This window comes from Paenibacillus sp. ACRRX, from assembly GCF_022346885.1.
Lineage (GTDB): Bacteria > Bacillota > Bacilli > Paenibacillales > Paenibacillaceae > Paenibacillus_B.
In genome coordinates this window covers 1,256,291-1,275,802 of the sequence record NZ_JAKRNK010000001.1, presented here as the reverse complement: position 1 = coordinate 1,275,802, position 19,512 = coordinate 1,256,291, and the positions used below count along the sequence as shown (strand labels likewise).

At 44.1% G+C, this 19,512-nt stretch carries 16 protein-coding genes and 1 pseudogene; 5 read left to right on the top strand and 12 right to left on the bottom strand.

Annotated elements, in window-relative coordinates; all coding sequences use genetic code 11:
• The first annotated feature begins 172 nt into the window (after positions 1–172).
• Positions 173–877: pseudogene (locus MH117_RS05770) on the top strand (TioE family transcriptional regulator).
• 87 nt (positions 878–964) lie between these two features.
• Here the strand turns inward: MH117_RS05770 and MH117_RS26790 are convergent.
• The 5 genes from MH117_RS26790 to MH117_RS05750 all read right to left on the bottom strand — a co-directional run bounded on the left by MH117_RS26790 (position 965) and on the right by MH117_RS05750 (position 5,153).
• A complete protein-coding gene (locus tag MH117_RS26790) occupies positions 965–1,084 on the bottom strand; it encodes an S-layer homology domain-containing protein (protein WP_481857246.1) in 120 nt (39 codons plus the stop codon).
• 199 nt (positions 1,085–1,283) lie between these two features.
• Positions 1,284–2,357: a right-handed parallel beta-helix repeat-containing protein gene (locus MH117_RS05765; RefSeq protein WP_239327675.1), complete on the bottom strand. Its 1,074-nt coding sequence runs from the start codon at positions 2,355–2,357 to the stop codon at positions 1,284–1,286.
• 288 nt (positions 2,358–2,645) lie between these two features.
• Positions 2,646–3,383, bottom strand: coding sequence for an MBL fold metallo-hydrolase (locus tag MH117_RS05760; RefSeq protein WP_239327674.1), 738 nt, complete (start codon positions 3,381–3,383; stop codon positions 2,646–2,648).
• 91 nt (positions 3,384–3,474) lie between these two features.
• Entirely contained in the window at positions 3,475–3,753 is a 279-nt protein-coding gene (locus tag MH117_RS05755) for a CD3324 family protein (RefSeq protein ID WP_239327673.1), read from the bottom strand.
• 356 nt (positions 3,754–4,109) lie between these two features.
• A complete protein-coding gene (locus MH117_RS05750; protein ID WP_239327672.1) occupies positions 4,110–5,153 on the bottom strand; it encodes an LCP family protein in 1,044 nt (347 codons plus the stop codon).
• Positions 5,154–5,461: 308 nt separating this feature from the next.
• Between MH117_RS05750 and MH117_RS05745 the strand changes: the two genes are divergently transcribed.
• Entirely contained in the window at positions 5,462–5,809 is a 348-nt protein-coding gene (locus MH117_RS05745; protein ID WP_239327671.1) for an EamA family transporter, read from the top strand.
• Between the two features lie 119 nt (positions 5,810–5,928).
• Positions 5,929–7,122 carry an oxalate decarboxylase family bicupin gene (locus MH117_RS05740; protein WP_239327670.1) on the top strand — a complete coding sequence of 398 codons (1,194 nt, stop codon included), beginning with the start codon at positions 5,929–5,931 and terminating at the stop codon, positions 7,120–7,122.
• Between the two features lie 156 nt (positions 7,123–7,278).
• Here MH117_RS05740 and MH117_RS05735 read toward each other — a convergent pair whose 3' ends face one another.
• From MH117_RS05735 to MH117_RS05720, 4 genes are all read right to left on the bottom strand, one after another.
• On the bottom strand, positions 7,279–7,653 hold the full coding sequence (locus MH117_RS05735; RefSeq protein ID WP_239327669.1) for a TIGR02328 family protein: 375 nt from the start codon (positions 7,651–7,653) through the stop codon (positions 7,279–7,281).
• 278 nt (positions 7,654–7,931) lie between these two features.
• The gene (locus MH117_RS05730) at positions 7,932–8,876 is read right to left on the bottom strand and encodes an ABC transporter substrate-binding protein (RefSeq protein WP_239327668.1); all 945 of its coding nucleotides are present in this window, start codon (positions 8,874–8,876) and stop codon (positions 7,932–7,934) included.
• A gap of 96 nt (positions 8,877–8,972) precedes the next feature.
• Positions 8,973–10,592 carry a helix-turn-helix domain-containing protein gene (locus MH117_RS05725; protein ID WP_239327667.1) on the bottom strand — a complete coding sequence of 540 codons (1,620 nt, stop codon included), beginning with the start codon at positions 10,590–10,592 and terminating at the stop codon, positions 8,973–8,975.
• A 48-nt stretch (positions 10,593–10,640) separates the two neighbouring features.
• Positions 10,641–11,567 carry a methyl-accepting chemotaxis protein gene (locus tag MH117_RS05720; RefSeq protein WP_239327666.1) on the bottom strand — a complete coding sequence of 309 codons (927 nt, stop codon included), beginning with the start codon at positions 11,565–11,567 and terminating at the stop codon, positions 10,641–10,643.
• 374 nt (positions 11,568–11,941) lie between these two features.
• Between MH117_RS05720 and MH117_RS05715 the strand changes: the two genes are divergently transcribed.
• Both MH117_RS05715 and MH117_RS05710 read left to right on the top strand, forming a co-directional pair.
• Entirely contained in the window at positions 11,942–12,862 is a 921-nt protein-coding gene (locus MH117_RS05715; RefSeq protein ID WP_239327665.1) for an aminoglycoside phosphotransferase family protein, read from the top strand.
• Positions 12,863–13,011: 149 nt separating this feature from the next.
• Positions 13,012–13,167, top strand: coding sequence for a DUF1540 domain-containing protein (locus MH117_RS05710; protein WP_239327664.1), 156 nt, complete (start codon positions 13,012–13,014; stop codon positions 13,165–13,167).
• Between the two features lie 175 nt (positions 13,168–13,342).
• Here MH117_RS05710 and MH117_RS05705 read toward each other — a convergent pair whose 3' ends face one another.
• The 3 genes from MH117_RS05705 to MH117_RS05695 form a co-directional block, all read right to left on the bottom strand.
• A complete protein-coding gene (locus tag MH117_RS05705; protein WP_239327663.1) occupies positions 13,343–15,202 on the bottom strand; it encodes an FTR1 family protein in 1,860 nt (619 codons plus the stop codon).
• A 3-nt stretch (positions 15,203–15,205) separates the two neighbouring features.
• Positions 15,206–16,081, bottom strand: a complete 876-nt coding sequence (efeO, locus tag MH117_RS05700) for an iron uptake system protein EfeO (RefSeq protein WP_239327662.1) — start codon at positions 16,079–16,081, stop codon at positions 15,206–15,208.
• A 190-nt stretch (positions 16,082–16,271) separates the two neighbouring features.
• Positions 16,272–19,454, bottom strand: coding sequence for an Ig-like domain-containing protein (locus MH117_RS05695; protein ID WP_239327661.1), 3,183 nt, complete (start codon positions 19,452–19,454; stop codon positions 16,272–16,274).
• Between the last annotated feature and the right edge of the window lie 58 nt (positions 19,455–19,512).

Below are 19,512 nucleotides of genomic sequence, written 5' to 3'. Positions count from 1 at the left end.
AATAGTTTGTTGTTAGCTCGTAAATTTCAAACTTTTGGGTTCATATCTATGGGATTCGTTTCAATGATTCAGACTTTATTTGGAGGCAGCAGAGGTGTTACATAATGTTTGCCACACTGTAACACATTTGGTACAGTGAAGTATCAAATGTGTACGGTGTGGGGTGATACCAATACGTTACTACAAACCAATCGAGATTGCAAAAGAACTGGACATTAGTACAAGTGCTTTGCGCCATTATGAATCATGGGGTGTGATCCCCATCCCAGCTCGTGCTGCAAATGGCTATCGCCTGTAAACACAGCTGCATTTGTCCTATTTTCGCTGTTTGCGCGCCATGTTTCCAGGGTTCGGGGTTGCGATTACTTGCGAGGTACTGCGTCATTTACAAGCTGCAAATTTAGATGCAGCTTTTTGGCTGGTCAACAAAGAACAAGCGAACTTGCAGCAAGAAAAAATGAACGCAGACCAGACACTTGAGCTGCTGCAGCATCTGCATCTTCCATCCGATGCGAACCATAAACTTAAACCAGAAATGACAATTGGGGAAGTCGCACAATTTACAGGCATTAGAACCTCATCTATTCGCCATTGGGAAAAAGAAGGCTTACTTATTCCCATACGGAACTCGGAAAATGGATACCGAATGTTCACACCTATGCATGTCCGTAAAATACTGCTTATTCGTACACTGCGCAGCACCGTGTATTATTTGGAGCGTGTGAAAGAGATTATTGATGCTGTGGAGCACCACAGTATCGACCAGGCTAGAAAGGTGACTGAAGAAGCGATCAGACGAATTCATGAGCGCAATCGCCAACAACTTCGCGGCATACATCAGCTGATGGAATTATGTATGGTACTTGAGCTGCTCTAAGATGAGCCACACATTGCATTTCAAACAGCAAGTTGCATCACAATATGTGCTTAAGCAGTGTCCTCCCCACTATATCCATTAATCTCTTCAGCATAACTGTTGCTTCGCTCGTGTCGCATGTGTTTGCGGGGCAAACTTGTTACTTTTGCCTTTAACAATACCATTTCGAAGTGCCAAATCAACTTCTTTTCGAGCCCATTCGCTGATGAATGTTCAAATTGCCACTTAGGGAATCGTTAATCGTCGTGGTAAAGGAAGCATCCTAGGTTGAAACACCGAAGAGTCAAATCCAACATCTTTCCACAGGGTAACGATAATCCGTTGCTTCTGACCATTGATAGCTTAATCCCTTAGTCTGGTTGCGGAACTCGGGTTGTGCTTCGGCAGCAGCCTCGCACATGCTCGGTTAATTAACTGTGATGTTCCCTTTGTACATGCTGCCAGCTGGACTACGCGTATTTTGCGACGCAAACGCACTTGTGTTACTGTATCCTGCCAGCAGAAATACTGCCGGGTTATCCAAATACAGGGTATTGTGTGTCACGCTGCCTCCCACTCCCCACCCGGCTACAATCTCATGCAGTTGGAACGCATCCACGATATTACTGTTATTTGATTGGTACCCCACATTTCCTCGAATGATCGCGTTATTCCCTTTTATATCAATAAAGCTATCGGCATAATTGTCGCCGCTAATTCCTTCCCCATAGAACGTACAATTTTCGACAAGCGTACCAATTGTTCGCTCCTTAATGTCGATATGCTCCGCTGTTACGTGAGGGCCGAAGATTACATTCCGAACCGTATTGTAGTGTGTGGCTTGATTATAGCCTCCTCCTTCGGCAGAACCCACGTATACACCTTCCCCATATCCCGGTGACGTTCTGCCTGTATGATGAATACGAGAGTTCTGAATCGTACCGTAGGAGCTGCCATCGCGAAAATGTACGCCTTCATAGCCGATATTGTATACTTCAACATCACTAATGAGCGTGTAGTCCGAATGATCCAGTACGATCCCTTTCTGAGCATTAGTCATTTGTAGATCACGAATAACCCAATAGTCTCCGCGAATGCGCAGACTATACCCTGAGCCTGTAGAATGCCCCGATAACACAGCAGGATGAGCAGGATCTTGACTTTGAATTGTAATGGGCTCCCCTGCTGTTCCATTCACATCAGAAGAAAAACTGCCTTTGTAAGTGCCTGGTGCAAGCACAATACTACTGCCTGGAACCACTTTTTTTAATGCACTACTCAAGCAGGATGCTGTACCGCAGGCAATCATCTTTGAATCCATTGGTGCGACAGATACTGGTTCATGTAGCAGAATGTTCGGTTGCATAACTTGCGCAGATACGTGATTGACACTGCCATGTGCAAGTTCTGATGCCAACATAAAAGTCGCTATACATAAAATCACAAATCCACTGCCCGCGATAGAGATCAGCTTAGATGTTGTACGTGTACCCTTTCTCAATGTCATCTCTCCTTATTAACGTTTGTTGTGCGCTGCGAACTTACATAAGAAGCGCTCTTCATCACGATACGATTAGGCCTCCAATTATATGCGCTGCATCATTTCGAATGTGATTAGCGACCTAGGTACAAGTAGTTTCCCCCAAGTGCTATTGTCGAATAGAAGCGTATGGTAATAGAACTTAAGATCTACCCAAACGAAATACAATTAAAAAATCCCCCTTCATCTGCCCGCAAATAACGAGAACATAAAGAGGGATACATCGATAGATACAAAACGCGACATTATTTATGAATCATAGGCTTGCAGGAGTGCTCTTAATGCTTGTTTCACATTACCTTGATACAGGCCGCCATGATAGCAAATGAGATGTTCGATGTTATAATCCAGCAGTCGACGAACGGAGCGAACCGCCTCTTCTAGATCCAAGGTAAATTCAGGATTCGCAATTGCGAGCCCTCCTTCTTGAATGACAACGGCATCTCCTGCAATCAATGTCTTACTTGCTGGCAAATACAACGACATGTGTCCAGGCATATGCCCTGGCGTATGGATAATCTCAATTCCACTGCACAAGGGCAGCCTTTCCTGATGGCGGACCGTTTGATCAACAGCAGCCGGCTCGTTCGACTGCAGCAATAACATCAGCTGCTCTACATGGGGCTTATCTTCAGCTCTCAATTCTCCCCATGTCGATTCAACTTGTTCAAGACGCAGTGACTTACGCTGCCCTGCAATGTAAGGCGCTTCAAGTTCATGTGCAATGACAGTAAGTTGTGGATAAGCTCGCTTTAAAGCCGCGAGTGATCCCATATGGTCCATATCATGGTGTGTCAAGATCAGCTTGGTAATTGATGCAACACTAATGTGATGACGATTGGCTGCTTCTTCTATTTTTGGTAAAAAGTCAGGATATCCACAATCAACAAGGATCGTATCTGCCGCATCCTGGATCAACACCGGGGAAATAACCTGCTGCTGACCTTGATATTCAAATTCAATATTCAGTACAACGTAGTTGCTCATGCTATAAACGTCCTTCCTGCTTGATTAACTGCTCTGCTCCATAAGTTTAAAGCAATTGCCCTGCTGATAAAAGGACGAACATAATACCGCATCAAAGTTGTACGCGTTTGTGTTCACGAATAATTCTTCGAATACTATGTTCAGATAAAAAATAGTGCTGTGCAAGCCAGGGAATCGCGGCCCCATTAGCATATGCCTGTGCGATCACATCATTACGCTCCTGCAGCAGTTGTCTTGAGCCTGTTCTTTCACCCCACCGTCTCTTGCCATCTGGTCGAATCGGTATATATAAATAACTTCCATGTACATATTGTTGTATAACGTGCAGCAACTCTTCCGGCAATACTTCCTGTGCATTGATATAATTCATTTCTTTGCTCCTATCTATATTACAAAATTCATATATAGAGAAGCAAAGAGCCCCAGCATGTTAATTGTGTGTAGGCCCCAAACAAAGATCCACTGAAACTCTTTGCTTAGAGCCATATTCGGCTGTTCTAACCAGCATGGGCAGCATACAATCAGCTCCTTTGACTGCGTTCAGTTGTAATTTACTATAAACCTTTGAATCACATAATCATAGCACAAGAGTTGAACTAAGCTGTTCTTACATGTGCATTTCGTTGCTTTTTATTAGAGACTTCGAATATCGTTTCGGCGTATTCCATGTCCCGCTTCAGCCCATTAAGGTGTAAAGAAATAGCTACATCGTCGAACAGTTCCCCATCAATGAGGAATTATAAGTTCCGTAGGTGCTGTATTTGGATTTAACCAATTGTTCGTCAGTGTTTTAATATAGTTGATATCCTCTTCCTCAGGGATATAATACCATATATTATGCATTCGTTTGCCGTCCCCATGAAGCATATAGCTGCTTATAGATGGGGCCCCCTCTGCTTGAAACATATATTTGGCAAGTTCGATTATGGAGCGCGGTTTCATATCTGTTGTAAAATTTTTACCCATAATATCCATAAGCTCCGTAATTTTGCCTACCTGCTCCATCTCAATTGCTCGATCCATAATTGCCTTAAGGAAAATACGTTGTCGTTCAGTCCGATTCATATCGGAATCTTCTCGATAACGCACATAATTCAAAGCCTCAAGTCCACTGTATAACGGCTTATTAGCTTGAATACGGAACTTGTCATGAACAACTGCTTTATTAATGATATCTTCATAGATTGGCAGCTTTACTCCACCCATGGTATCTACAACGTCTTTGAAACCCTCAAAGTTAATCGTTGCGTAATGATGAATATCTCGATTCAGAAGCTTACTGACCGTAGCGATTGTCATCTGCGGACCGCCGATCCGATTATCTTTTACGCTTCCGAATGCATATGCATGATTAATCTTGTCCGATGAACCATGGCCAACGATTTCCGTATATGTATCTCGTGGAATGGATACAAACAGTAATTTGTTGTCCTGTGGACGGACAATCGTATAAATAATTGTATCCGCACGCCCAATCTCATCATCACGTTGGTCTACGCCCAGCAGCAATATTGAGAATGGTTCTGTAATTTTCCTATCTACTTCCTGCCTACCTTCAATAGGCTTGTACGACTCGTTTAGTTTATTCTCGACAACACCCGACATCAAAGCATCAAATGTAAACACTGCCAGCTGCTTCCGAAAGACAAAGGCGCTGAGTACAAGCACAGTAACAAGGCCCAGCCAAATGAATCCTCTTATCCACTTTTTCTTTCTAGTTGTTGTTCGACTTGTGTTTCGTTTCGTGTTTGCATGTTGTTCGGTCTGCATCTTACCACTTCTTTCTTTCAGTCTAAGGTATTTAACGGATAGAGCAGGTTTCTATTAAATAAATGTATACCTGCATGACTCAATTAGAGGAATAAATTTGCTATTTCCTCTCCTGTCGGGCACCGCTTTATTTTATTAGGATCAGAAGTCGAAGTGGTTATGAAAAAGTAAACAGGAAGCTCAACACCTTGCCGCTTCGTTATGCACAAGGATAAAATTGTTGGATTCAGGAAACATTAACTTCAAATGAGTGCATTGAATACTGTTTTGAACCTGCATCACAGTAAACCGTTAGAAAGGAGGACCTTATGAATTACTTGTACAGCCTTATGCTCCTATTCGGAGGTCTTTTTGCCATTAACTTCGTCTTTTCCTATCAAGGCAAACATATTGACGCCCATTTCTGGTCAACATTGAAGTTCCAATTGTGGATGATCCCTGTGTTTCTAATCGCTAACTTGAGTGTTGGGTATGGTGTAAAGTTCGGCCTCAAATCCACCGGAAATCTTAGTTACGTGTTAGTCGTCGCCAAATGTATGGAAATTGTGATCTCCATTATCATGGGGTACTTGTTTCTTAAAGAAATACCCAATTGGAAAACGTGGATCGGACTGGCTATAATTGTGGCAGGCATCGTACTTGTCAAGCAAAAATAGATATGCTTAGGTGAAAGAAAAATAAACACTTCGCGAACTGCATACTTAATAGAGAATCATCATATTTTGTTTCATACATGCCCGTAATACGGCCGACATGAATGAAGGAGGTTTACATCATGGAAGCTCCACGGCGAAATGTTGCAAATATTCCCCATATCCCTCAGCCAATACGTGAGGATGGCGCCGGTTGGTTCGACAAAGGTCCCCGTGACATCATGAGAGACTGTGAGAATCCTGATATGCTTGTCCCGCCCGTAACAGATGCGGGGCTTATTCCCAATTTGAGGTTTTCATACTCTGACACTCACATGCAATTAAATCATGGAGGTTGGTCCCGCGAGATTACGGTTCGAGAACTACCCATCGCCACAACGCTGGCTGGCGTTAATATGAGCCTGACCCCTGGTGGCGTTCGTGAATTACACTGGCATCAACAAGCAGAATGGTCCTACATGATTTTAGGCAGGGCGCGGATTACAGCTGTAGACCAAGATGGACGTAATTTCATCGCGGATGTCGGCCCTGGTGATTTATGGTACTTTCCTCCAGGCATTCCTCATTCCATTCAAGGCTTGGAGGAGGGATGTGAGTTTCTGCTTGTTTTCGACGATGGACATTTCTCCGACTTGAACACGTTGTCGATATCCGATTGGTTTGCCCATACACCACGGGATGTTCTATCTGGAAACTTTGGTGTTCCCATCAGCGCATTTGATACCATACCCTGTGAACAGGTTTACATCTATCAAGATTCTGTACCTGGATCGCTAGAATCGCAAAAAATTACATCTCCTTTCGGAACGGTCCCCCTATCCTTCACATACCCATTGCTCACACAGCCTCCGCTCCAATTCCCTGGAGGTAGTGTGTGGATCGTAGACTCCTCCCTATTCGGTATTTCCAAAACGGTAGCGGCCGCTCTAGTTGAGGTCGTTCCGGGTGGCATGAGAGAAATGCATTGGCATCCCAACAATGATGAATGGCAATATTATTTGACTGGACAAGGTCGAATGACCGTTTTTGCGGGAAATGGGGCCGCGAGAACATTTGATTATCGGGCCGGAGATGTAGGCTACGTTCCATTTGCCTTCGGGCACTACATCCAGAATACAGGCACTCAGTCGCTCTGGTTTCTGGAACTATTCAAAAGCGACAGATTCCAAGATGTGTCTCTTAACCAATGGATGGCCCTTACACCTCCTGAACTAGTTGCTCACAATCTGCATGTAGGTCCAGATACCATACAAGCACTGCGCAAAGAGAAATGGTCGGTAGTAAAATATCCTGGGTTTTCTTATTATCCCAAGTAACCCTACTGATAAGCACACCACAAAAAGGGACACTTGCATGCACCTTAGCAGCAAGTTGTCCCTTTCCCTTTCATTTACATCGTTTTTATATCATTAATTACAATGCTATTCCACAGCACAAATAGTATCGCTTCACTCTAAAGTTAGCCTGTTTACTTACAATGATATGGTAATGCCTTTGGCCTGCAAATTAGACACACATTCCTCCAAGTAAGCCCTATTGTGCTCCGGGTAAATCACGGTATCTGCGTCATGAGCATCAGTCGGGAGCCCGTCCCATGGGCCGCATATTTTACCGCGATAGTTCGCATCGTGCCACAACGGATCAACATGGTATCCACGCTGCTTCATTTCATCCATAATAAGCACATGATAGAGATATAATTTAAATGGACTGTACAGAAAAACATAATCCACGGTTCGATGTTTCTTGTTCCAGCCATTTCCTCGAAGTGCGGCGCATTCGCGATGCTGACCTAGCAGCTGAGCCCTTGGAAGCACTGGAATTAGCTGTTCATGCCATAGTCTCATCTAAATCCCCCTTATTCTGTCCACTGCTATCCAATGAGCCATGCTTGATTGCTCATTTTTCGTAATAATTATCAATATCTTTGTTCATATTTGTAGTTAACCTTACTATTGAAAGTTATCTTACCTTACCTGGGAGATCCTCTTTTTTACTCGTAATCTGTCGCTCCTTTACGTTGTACTCTATTATTCTATTTAATGACATTAAACTCCTCTATATGACATATAAAAAAGCCACACAGCGTGTGACTTTTCATAACTGATATGCCGCTTCCCACAATTTATTTTTGGGTCAACATACTTACAAATAGATTAAGCTGTCCCTGAATGGAGACCGGGTCTGAGAAATAGAACTGTTGATGATCCAATTCAAATACATGCTGCTCTTTAACCGGAGCAAGCCCCTTCCAAATGGAGCTTTTCATCATTTCTTGTTTCGCAGGATCGTTCTCATTAAAACTCGATACAAAAAGGTAGTCTGCCGTGACCTCAGGCAGCAGTTCTAACGATATCGCTTCCACAGTGCCGTCACCATCGATTAGTTTCTGCACTTTGTCTGGCTTTGCCATCTGCAACACATGATAGAGAGCTTGTCCCCCTCTGCCAAATCGATCACCTAGCACGCCGATGGTACCATCCATCACACCAATAATAGCAGCAGAACGTCCCTCACCAATTGCAGCCGTTACTTTTTGCCGGGCTTCAGCAGCATTTTGATTAAATTGATCGAGCCATTTCTTTCCTTCTTCTTGTTTACCCAACAAGTCTGCTATAATTGTAATTTGTTCATCTACCGTTTTCAGATCTTGATACGGGATGAGCACTGTTGGTGCAATTTTAGAAAATGAATCCATATCTTCTCCTGCACTGAGCACAATTAAGTCTGGATTCAAGGCAGCAATGGTTTCCAAGTTGTGCGGATCTCCGATATCTGTTATACCGTCTACTTTGCCTGCTAAAAACGGACTGTCCGCCTCCCACTCTTTAACAGCCCCAACTGGCTTTACACCTAATGCAATCATGCTGCCAAGATGACCGCCAGCAACTATACGCTGTGGATGTGTCGGGATATTAACAGTACCATGCTTCGATGTATACTTACGTGTATCCGATTCTTTATCTCTTGCCTTATCATCGGCGCCGCCACCCGTCGTGCTGTTTCCACATGCTGTCACAAAGGCAAGCAGCAGTAAAATGGCTAACGTGGACATCCTCTTTACGTTCATGTTACACACCTCGTTTTAATAATATTGAAAATCATTATCAATGCAAGATGTATTATAACAAGCGCTGCGGAATAGCGTCCATGTAATAATCTGTCCTTATTGGGTGGATAAAACCTCACTAATGCGCTTTACGATTTGATACAGCTGAACATCTGTCGCTGCTGGATCAAAATGGTGATGCTCAAAATGAAATTCATACACTCCCTTAGCATGCTGCAGCATGTCGTTCCACACGGGATGGTTATTTGCGTAGTTGGTATTGGGATGGGAGCGTGCTGCATAATGTGGATCACGAATGACACAAATATGATCGGCTTTATATCGATATAGCTCACTAATATTTACATCAAGCCATCCCTCACGATAAAGCACATCTCTTTGAATGGATATCGGCGGCATTAGCTGCAGCGAATCATAGAGCACATGACTGCCCCGACCAAAAGAAGGACCAAGTATTTTCACATCCCCGTATGCGAGATCTGGGTGTTCAAATGAGATAACAGCAAACGTTTCATTCCAGTTGAGATGCTGCTTTAAAAGCTCGCGACTTCTCATCACCCGCTCTTGATAGCGTTGTGCCCACATTGTTGCTTTCTGGTACTTACCAACCATATCGGCGATCTGAAAAAATTGCTCCTGCCACGCTGTCCGACGCCAATCAATAGGAATGTAAGGTGTATTCCGGTCGTATGAATCTGTTAATTCAGGGCTGTCGTAACCAATAATGATATCCGCCTTGGTCGAGCTGACGAGTTGTTGTTTATCGCTTCCCTCTTCATATAATGTACGAACAGCATGCTGCTGCAGCAATATGTCAAAGTGCTTGCTCATCCAAGGTTCAATCACGCCTGCTAAAGGCGGTGTTTCTAGTGTCAACAGCATTGACGTACAGACAGGCTCCAATGATAAGATCGTTTTCGGCCTACGGATATATATGGAAGGTGCATCACCCGTAATTTGTTTGAACTTGCGGCTTAAGTAGTGCGGGTCTTTGAACCCCACCTCTGCTGCAACATCTTGAACGCTCATCTGCGTGCCCAACAGCAGCTCTTTGGCCTTACGAACTCTTGTATTAGCTACGTATGATGAATAGGCAGCCCCGGTCTCTTCTTTAAACCGACGCGATAAATAATCGGGACTAACGCCGATAGCACCAGCAACTTCTGAACGGCTTAATGGCTTATTATAATTAAGTTCAACATAATTCATCACTTGCTTAATCCAGTCCACCGGGACAGCCGGTATGCCTCGATCGTGCGCCTGCTTACACAGAAGCAGCAGTTCGGAGAAGACCGACTGCGCTTCCAACTGCATATCAGAAGCGGTCCATAATTGATGAAGGCGATCAGCCATAATCAAGGCCTGACGCATCCCGTCCATTCGTAACCCTGAACCTTCAATCCAGCGCGGTTTGACAGAACGATATCGAACGAAATTATTCTCATCTCCGCTTCTATCTTTCACTTCTTCAAGCAAATCGAAGCGAATAAGCAGCACTTGCAAGGAATTTGATTGCCCTGCCTGAATGTCCAGCATGCCTGATGAGGGCACTAACAGGATATCAGCCACACTTAGGGTATGTTGTCGATTCCTAACGAGAACTTTACCACTCCCGGACACAACTACAAGCAAGAGAGCTCCCTGTTTGCTGCATGCAACTTCAGAAATCCGCGCAGCGCCCTCAGCATATCCAACCACATCTAGCAGACGATACAACATAAATCCCTCCTCTGCTATTTGTTGTCGTTCTGTTAGAGACTACGGCTAGACCATTTTACTTAAAGCCTGTGCTTGTGCTTCCAAACGAACTGCTGCTTCTCCAATACCAACAAATTCCGCCACAGCCAGCTGTATTTCCTCTTGACTGCTGCTTATCGCCTGCTTAGAATTTGTGGTACTTCCATTAACGCGGTGAACCTGCTCTGATATGCCATTTACGGTTGTTTGGATCGCTTTGGCAGATTCTTGAACGTGTTGGGCCAACTTGCGTACTTCAGTGGCAACCACATTAAATCCACGGCCATGCTCTCCAGCATGCGCCGCTTCAATCGCTGCATTTAAAGCAAGCAGATTCGTCTGTGTCGCAAATTGCTGGATCGTCTTAACGATGCCACGCACAGCGTTCGTTTGCTGCTCCAGATCACGAAGAAATTCTAAATTCGTTTCATGATCTACTGCTACATGGTCGATAGTCTGAACTACTTGTTGGCTGCGTCTGATACCGTCCTCTGTACGCGTCAACAAGTCAGCGGCCATTTGCTGCAATTCGTGCGTAACCTGACTAGCAATTGCTTCACGTGCAGTAATGTCCGTTGCGACTTTTAGTACGGCTACCACTTGCCCGTCCTCGTTACGGATCGGCATATACGTTGCCTCAAGCCAAATGAGTCGTCCGCCATTTGCTACACGGATAATTTTCTCCTGAAACTTAAGTCCACTCCGCAAGTTATTCCAAAGCGAATGATATTCACTGCTATTTACATATTGGGGCGTGCAAAATTGTCGGTGATGTCTGCCTGGCAGTTCATCCACCTGATAGCCCATTGCCTGAGCAAAGAGTTGATTCGCCCACAGTACATCGCCTTGTACATTAAATTCGATCATAGCCAGAGACTGCTCCAGTGCAGCAATAACAGCTTCACCCTCAAGCACTTGTGTACTTCTTTGCAGCGTTTGCCTCTCGTATAACATGAGCCACTTCCTTATTCATAAATGATATAAATGACCAGAATGAAAGGCACAATAGCCTTCAATTCTGGTCAATGTCCATACTTTCGTCTTATAACCACTTCTTAAGGAGACTAAATAAGAGTATACAAGGAATAGTTAGTTCCATAAAGCAAAATATTCATGAACAAACTTCGTATTTATACACGTAATTACTAGATATTCCTTTCTCGAATGTGTCATTTATCTCTTTACAAAGTGGGCATGTTACACTTGATCATTTACAATGAAACTTATTACGCAGCTGTTGGGTTAAATCAGATCATTCCATTACTTATAACTTTTCGCCTATCTTACTTTTAAATTTAAACAAATAACAACACAGGGGTGACAAACAAGTGAATCCTGCATTTAAGGACATACCCAATTCTTTTAATTGGATCAAAGTTGAAGAAGTCAACAAAGGCTGGTCAAAAGACAAAAAATATTACGTACATACAGACGATGACACGTCTTTACTTCTCAGAACGTCAGATATTACAATGTTTAACCGCAAAAAACAAGAATTTGAGGAGATCAGACAGTTGGAAAAGATGGGGCTAATCATGTCCCGTCCGGTGGATTTTGGCGTGTGTAATGAAGGTCATACCGTATATGGCCTGTACACATGGGTAGAAGGAGAAGATGCCCAACAGGTCATTCCCCATCTTACTGTTAATCAACAATACCATTTAGGTATTGAAGCAGGGCAATCGTTAAGAACTATGCATCAAATCCCGGCTGGAGATGGCCGGCAATCGTGGGCTGAATCATACAACGCCAAAATTGACTTGTACATATCGAATTATTACGCCTGCGGTATTCCTTTAAAGGGTGCTAATCGACTGGTTGATTACATTTCACACAATAGACATTTATTAGAAAACCGCCCTCAGTCCTTTCAACATGGCGATTACCATATTGGAAATATGATTGTAACTCCGTCCGGGTCACTAGGTATTATCGATTTTAATCGAATGGGACATGGTGATCCGTGGCAAGAATTTAATCGAATATCGTGGTGTGCAGGGCAAAGTCATTCATTTGCATCGGGACGTATTAACGGATATTTTCACAACCAGGTACCCGATTTATTTTTTAAATTAATGGCACTATATGTGGCAAGCAATCAGCTCTCTAGTATTCATTGGGCCATACCATTTGGACAAGAAGAAGTCAAGAATATGCTGGAACGGGCTGAGCAGGTGCTGGAATGGTATGACGGATTCAGAACATACATTCCCAATTGGTACAAGCCTGACAGCAGCACTTTATCTTGACTGGAAACTGAGAATGCAGCATGCACACATGAATAACTTTTGCTTAATTTACACGACACAAAGAGCCCATCTCAAAAAGGTGGGTTCTTTGTAGTATAAAATGGTACTCATCCCGTCCATCCTATTACATAGGAAGGTGGTGAGAAACAATGGCAAAAGATGTATTATGTGAAGTGAACAACTGTAAGTTCTGGGCACCAGGCAACAAATGCAACGCTTCTTCCATATATGTCGTTAGTAACCGTGGCAAACAGGCTAACAACTCGGAAGAAACGGACTGCAAGACGTTTGAAGCTAAAGTCTAATGGTTTATGGGGCAGCTCTCTTGATAAGAGCTGCCTTTTTACATTTCAAAAATCATTGTCACTGCTAATGATAATTATTATCATTCTCTATCCATAATATGCATCTTACATCTTTTTTTTTGAAATGGCTTCTTAACGGGGGTATTTTCTTCAGATCGCCAATCAGCATAACCCCTTACTTCCTTTTTCGGCTAATCCCGCGTAATAGCAAATATGCAATAACTAGGAGCGCGATCAGCTGCGCTGCAAAGGTCTCCCAAGTTGGATATGCTCCAAGCCAACTAACAGAAGGGAGTCCAGCCTGACTATGCGCTGGGATTTGACCTGCTATTTGCAAGGAATGAATACTTTCGCCAAGGAAGCGAATGACAAGATAATAAATAAGGACAGTAGCCGCAATAAAGAATGGACGTATTGGCAGCTTTGCACTGAAATAAATAATGGCGAAACCGAGAACGACTAATACGAGCAAAGCTCCTGCAATGCCGATTACAAGCTGAAGCGGCTCAATGGATGGCGCCATTCCAATGTAGAAGATTGCAGTCTCGGCCCCTTCACGTAATATAGCTAATCCAGATACAGCAAATAAAGACCAGAGACTTCCTTTTGCGAGCGCCCCATCCACCTGCTTGCCAATATAAGCATTCCAGGATTGCATATTAGATTTGCTATGCAGCCAGTTCCCAATCGTCAGCATCATCACAACCGCAAATAGACCAGTGATTCCCTCGATCAGTTCACGTGTGCTTCCAGATGCGACCTGAGCGATTGCATACGTAAGCACAATAGCCAGCACGGCACTAACCGCTAGTCCTGTTCCTGCACCCGCCCAAATATAATTACGTGCTGTCTTGTTGTCCGTACGTTTAACGTAGGCCAATAACGCAGCCAACACTAAGATGGCTTCAAGACCTTCACGCAGCAAGATGACAGCTGCATCCCATGCGCTGTAGGAAGTTGTGCTCGCAATAGCTTCAAGAGCAGGAAGCATCTTTCCAATGACTGTTTGCGCCTGCATCACATTAGGGGGACTCGACAGCAAATACCCCTGTACTTCAGACATCTGATTCTCCGTGTCTGTATATACCGTAGCAGACGAGATAGACACCTCTCCTTCAACAGAGGGCCATATCGTAATAAAGGCTTGCACATGCTGCGAGGCAAGCTCAGCGTTATTGGCTTGTAAAGCCTTATCGGCTTGTTGAAGCAGCACAAGCGCATCTGATAAACGATGAGTCTCTGCTGTTTTGCCTGCTGTTCCGTCCATCTTGCCTGCCCTGTAATCCTTAATAATGGCAATAAGATGAGTCAGTTCACTCTGCGCCTGCTTTTCCTTGGGCGGATCGGCTTGGAGCGCTACACGGATTAAGGTCATCTTGGTTTCAAGTTGACTGTAAACGGCAAAATTATCGTTGCGGATCGGATTCTCAATCTTCTTCCAATCATTAACGATTTTACGATAATCCGCCTGGGCTTGTTGGATCGCGCCTTGTGACAGACTCTCATGTGTTTTCTTGACCATGCCAAGCAATATCTCGGCAGTATCTTTGCCAGAAGGCTTATCTTTTTCACTCTGCGTACCGTCAACATATTCATTAACTTTGTTCGCTAATGCCGACAAACTCTCTTTTGCTTGAGCAGCATCCTTTTGCTTTACGGACTCTATTGCGGCCGCTAAGTGAACATTAATGTCACTCGCAATCGCAGTGGGCGCTTTATCTTTGATATCACTCCAAAACTGAGAAAACTGCTCCAGTTCTGTGGCCGCCGTCTCCCAGTTCTGCTGTCCGGTTTCAACAAGCGCCCCGCCAACTAAAGGCAGCAGTTGATCAACAGAGGGTACAGCTCCCTCTGCCACCATCACGCGGGTCGGTATAAAAAACATACTCACGATTAGAACCACCGCTATCGAACGCCCAACTGCACGGGAAGTGTATGAAAGCGGCCTAAGTAGATACAATGGACACAACCATTGTTGTATCCATTGTATCCGTGAACTTTCACTAGACATATTTGTTCTGAAACGTTTTGCCATGGTTTACACTCCCAACAATTTCCCCATATGTGAGAGCGGTTCTGCTAATGCGTCCAGGTTCTGACTCAGCCTGCGCACGTCTTCTTTTGTCAGTTCCGTATAAGAGACATAACCCTCTTCTTTTTTGAAAGGCGCTAATTCATCTGTTAGAGCTTTAAATTTTGTTTCGATCTGCTTGTCAAGCTCAGCATCTTTTTTCTCTAATTGAGGTTTCAATAGTTCATAAATTTTCTGAGCGCCTTCAACGTTCGCTGCAAAATCATACAAGTCTGTGTGTGAATAACGTTCTTCCTCACCCGTTACTTTAGATGTAGATACCTCATTTAATAATTCGACGGCTCCAGTCACTAGCAGCGATGCTTCAATTTCGACCGTCTCCACTTTGGCACGAAGCAGCTTGGCGTCACTTAACAAACGATCAGCGTACTCTTGTTGTCCGTCTGTCGTCTTCTTCTCCCAGAGGGCTTGTTCGATGCGGTGGAATCCACGCCAGTCCTTTGCCTCTACGTCCCCATCGCGCGCATCGATGTTCGGATCAAGATCGCCCAATGCTTCAGCAATTGGTTCGATTCGCTCGTAATGCATCCGTGCAGGAGCATACAATGATTTAGCTTTCTCCATGTCGCCGGACTTGACAGCTGCAACAAACTCACCCGTCAGCGTAACAAAGCTATCACATTCTTCAATGACGTATTTGCGGTACTGCTCGATCGCATCCTTGAAATCTGCCTTTTCTGCAGCTGGAGCTGTAGAAGTTGTTGTCTGTTCATTTGCTTGCGCTGCCGGCTTTTTCTCGTCTGCGCCGGATTGTGAGTTACAGCCTGACATTAATAGTGTAGATGTAATTAGGACGGCCGGGATCGCTTTGCGTAAATTCATAGTAAAAACTCCTCTAAATTAATTTAGTATATCTATTGAAAACAAACGATAACAATTAGGAACAGAAACTCTCTATAATAGCAAGCCGTTTGCACGGATGCACTAGCTTGTTCATTAAGGAGGCCAAGAGCCACCCACGAGATACGCCATGTATCTTCATGAGTGGCATCAAGCAGGCTCTGTTATTTGATTACTTCGACGATGTCGGCAGCAAATTCAGCACTTGCTCAAGCATCACGGATACTTCTGCTCTTGTTGCCATACCTGTTGGGTTCAGCTTGCTGCCGTCTCCTTTAACAATGCCCTCAGCGAGCATTGTCAGCACAGCTGCTTTGGCATAATCTTGTACTTTGCCTGCATCTGTAAAGCGAAGCAGCGCACTTGAATCGCCATTTTTGAATGTAAAACCGGACTTCGTCAATGCTTTGTGCAGCATAACCATCAGATCTTGTCTGCTAATAGCTGCTTCTGGGTTAAACTTACCTCCTTTAAAACCTTGTACAATCCCCTCAGCCTTCAAACTGGATATAGCTTCAGCGTAGTAACTGTTTTGTGGAACGTCAATAAATGCTGTGCTTGTTTGAGCAGATACATTCAACAATTTCATGAGCAGCAGTGCAAAGTCACCGCGTTTCATCGCAGCACCTGGCGAAAATGTTTGCTCTGACGTTCCTTTAATGATACCTTTGCTGCTTAGCAATTCAATCGATTTTTGAGCCCACTTGTGCTGCTGTAGATCAATGAACGATTTTGCTTGCTCTACACTGCCATTATTATTGGAGTTAGCTCCTTTATCGCCTTGATCTGTAGATGGCTTGTTATCCTTATTTTTATCAGTCGCAGTGTCTTTGTTCGCGCTTGGACTTGTATCGCTACCGTTAATACCAGATCCTGTACCGCTCGTACTTCCTGTATCTCCACTATTCGTAGTTCCAGACCCACCTTGATCAGGAGGTGTTACCGTGCCACCAGAGTTGTTCCGATCTGGCATAACAATTGATATTGCCGGCTTTTTAGGTCCATCTGCCAGTGCAGTAAAGACTAGCGATTTTCCTTCAGCTGTTACCATATATGCATGCGCGATTTCAGCATCTAGAAGAAGCTGCGCTGCAATCTTCTGAGTAATTATAGCTGCGTCATCCTGCGCGTTGACTGCCACTGCTATCTGCTTGTCGATAGCTCCGTCTGCAACATGTACGATCAGATTGCCAGCAGTGTTAGCACCCGACTGTACTTCAAGGCTAAATTTAGCTTTCATGCCAGTCTGACCAAAACTTCCAGCAACTTTAGTTTGCATGTCATCCCACGCTAAGCCTTCTACAGCCGAGCCATTTCCATTGTCGACTACACTCAAGTATACAAACTCATCAGAACCGCTACCCGGCTTCTGTTTTATAATAATACCTGCTGGAGATTCAGAAGTCATTACTTCATAGTTTTTTCCTTTAGGATGATGTAACAAAGCCGCTTTTAACACGTTAGCTGCTTCACCTAAAACTTCCTTATTGCTCCACCCGACATACAACTTCGTATTTAACGCAAGACTCCGACCCAAATAATCTATTGTTCTTACTTCCTCGTTATCAATGTACATCTGTAGTACCATAAGAGCTGTACCCGGACCATTTATGGGCTGGCCATTTGAGCCTGTGACATCCCCTGACAGTGGCAAGAAATATTCGCCCAGCACTTCAGTTGTCAGTCGACCTGCCTTGGTTACAGCAACATCACTTAATTTAACATTTGTATCAACCACTGCTAGAGATTGTGCATCTACTTTGACGGCTGCAACCGCCTGAAACGTATTGGACTTCACTCCAGCAGGCAAATTTATGAGCGCTCCCGACACAGTGAAGGTTTGCTCCTTCTTGATGCGCTTGTCATAACTAATGCTGCTTAATTGCCATTGTACATCCGTATTGATTAGGCTGCCGTCCGTTAATTGAACAGCTACTTGCTTAGGTAAACCAAAAGCATCAACTGTTGGAGAGGAGCCGTTGTTAATTCCTGTAATTTCAATCTTCGAATGAAGCTTATCCACGTAACGCATAGCATCAATTTGAACGGTTGCTTTTAGTTGTTCTTGAGGTGCCGCAACTCCGATTGGAAGGTGAACCAACGTTCCTTTCACTTCTATAGCTTGCTGCTGCGTATTGTCAGGGTCATATGTTGAGTTTACCAAATCCCATGTGATGTCAACTTTAGCTTGATCCCCATTGGTTAACGTAATGTCTGTCTGCTTAGGCAAATAAAACGCAAGTGCTGTCTTGCTAATACCATTAGGCACATGTGCTACCTCAATTGCGCTAACCTTGGTCACTTCATTCGCCTTCGCAACTTTTACTGTCGCTTTTGCGATGATGGCATTTGGGTTTTGCAGCCCACGAACATCGCCATCAACCATCCCCACAACTTCAAACGTTTGTGCTTCCAGCTTGTCAGGGTCATAGGAACTGCTTGCCACATCCCATTTGATCGGAACATGCATTTCTTTCTGGTCTTCTAATGTAGCTGTCACTTCCTTCGGTAACCCTAATGCATCTGCTGATTTAGTTGTATGATACGGTACACCACCCACTTCAACTGGCTTAAAGAATGTAATGGAACGGGCAGCTTTAAAGGACACCTTCACTTTTGCCAGCAGTCCACTCTTGTTCTCTACACCGACTGGCATTCCGTAGCGATCTCCTAATCGGCCCGTAAATTCCACACTGTGAGCTGCTTTTTGGTCCGGATCATAGCTGCTTTGATCCCATGTAATAGAGATAATTTCAGTTGAATGATCATCAAGTGTCACTTCTACCTCCCTCGGTAAATCGAGGCTGTAGAAGCTAGTGCCGTTTAGGACATCATCAACATCCGGTAATGCAGCTATACTTACGACTTGCTTTGGTGCATCTATTGTAATATTAGCTGTAGCTACGATGTGATTCGGGTTCGAAATGTTCACAGGGAGCGAAGAACCCCAAGGATTCCCACGCAGCTTTCCTTCCGCCACAAAAGTACCACCCGTACCGTTTTCCGGATTATATGCATTAAATGACCATCCTACATATAATTCCGTTTCACTGCCATCGCTTAGTTGTACTTTTACTTTATCCGGCAAGGAAAATTCAAACGCTCTTGTTCGATAGGGATAAGATGAGTCTGGAATCGCCTCCACTGAAACGATATCATAAACAGCTTGAGTTACGCTCGCTGGATTCACAGCAGGTGACGTTAGTGCTGCGCTTTGAACTGCAGCATTATTTTGCTGGATATCAATTGGTGCTGGCTGAAGTGTACTGTCTGCAGATACCCATGCTGGTAGAACTAAAGATGCAAGTAAGCTCGTAGATACGAGCACGTTAAAGATTTTCTGTTTCTGTCTCATTTGTGTGTACTCCCCTGTTATGTAATAGATATGTATACTGCAATATTGAAAATGATTC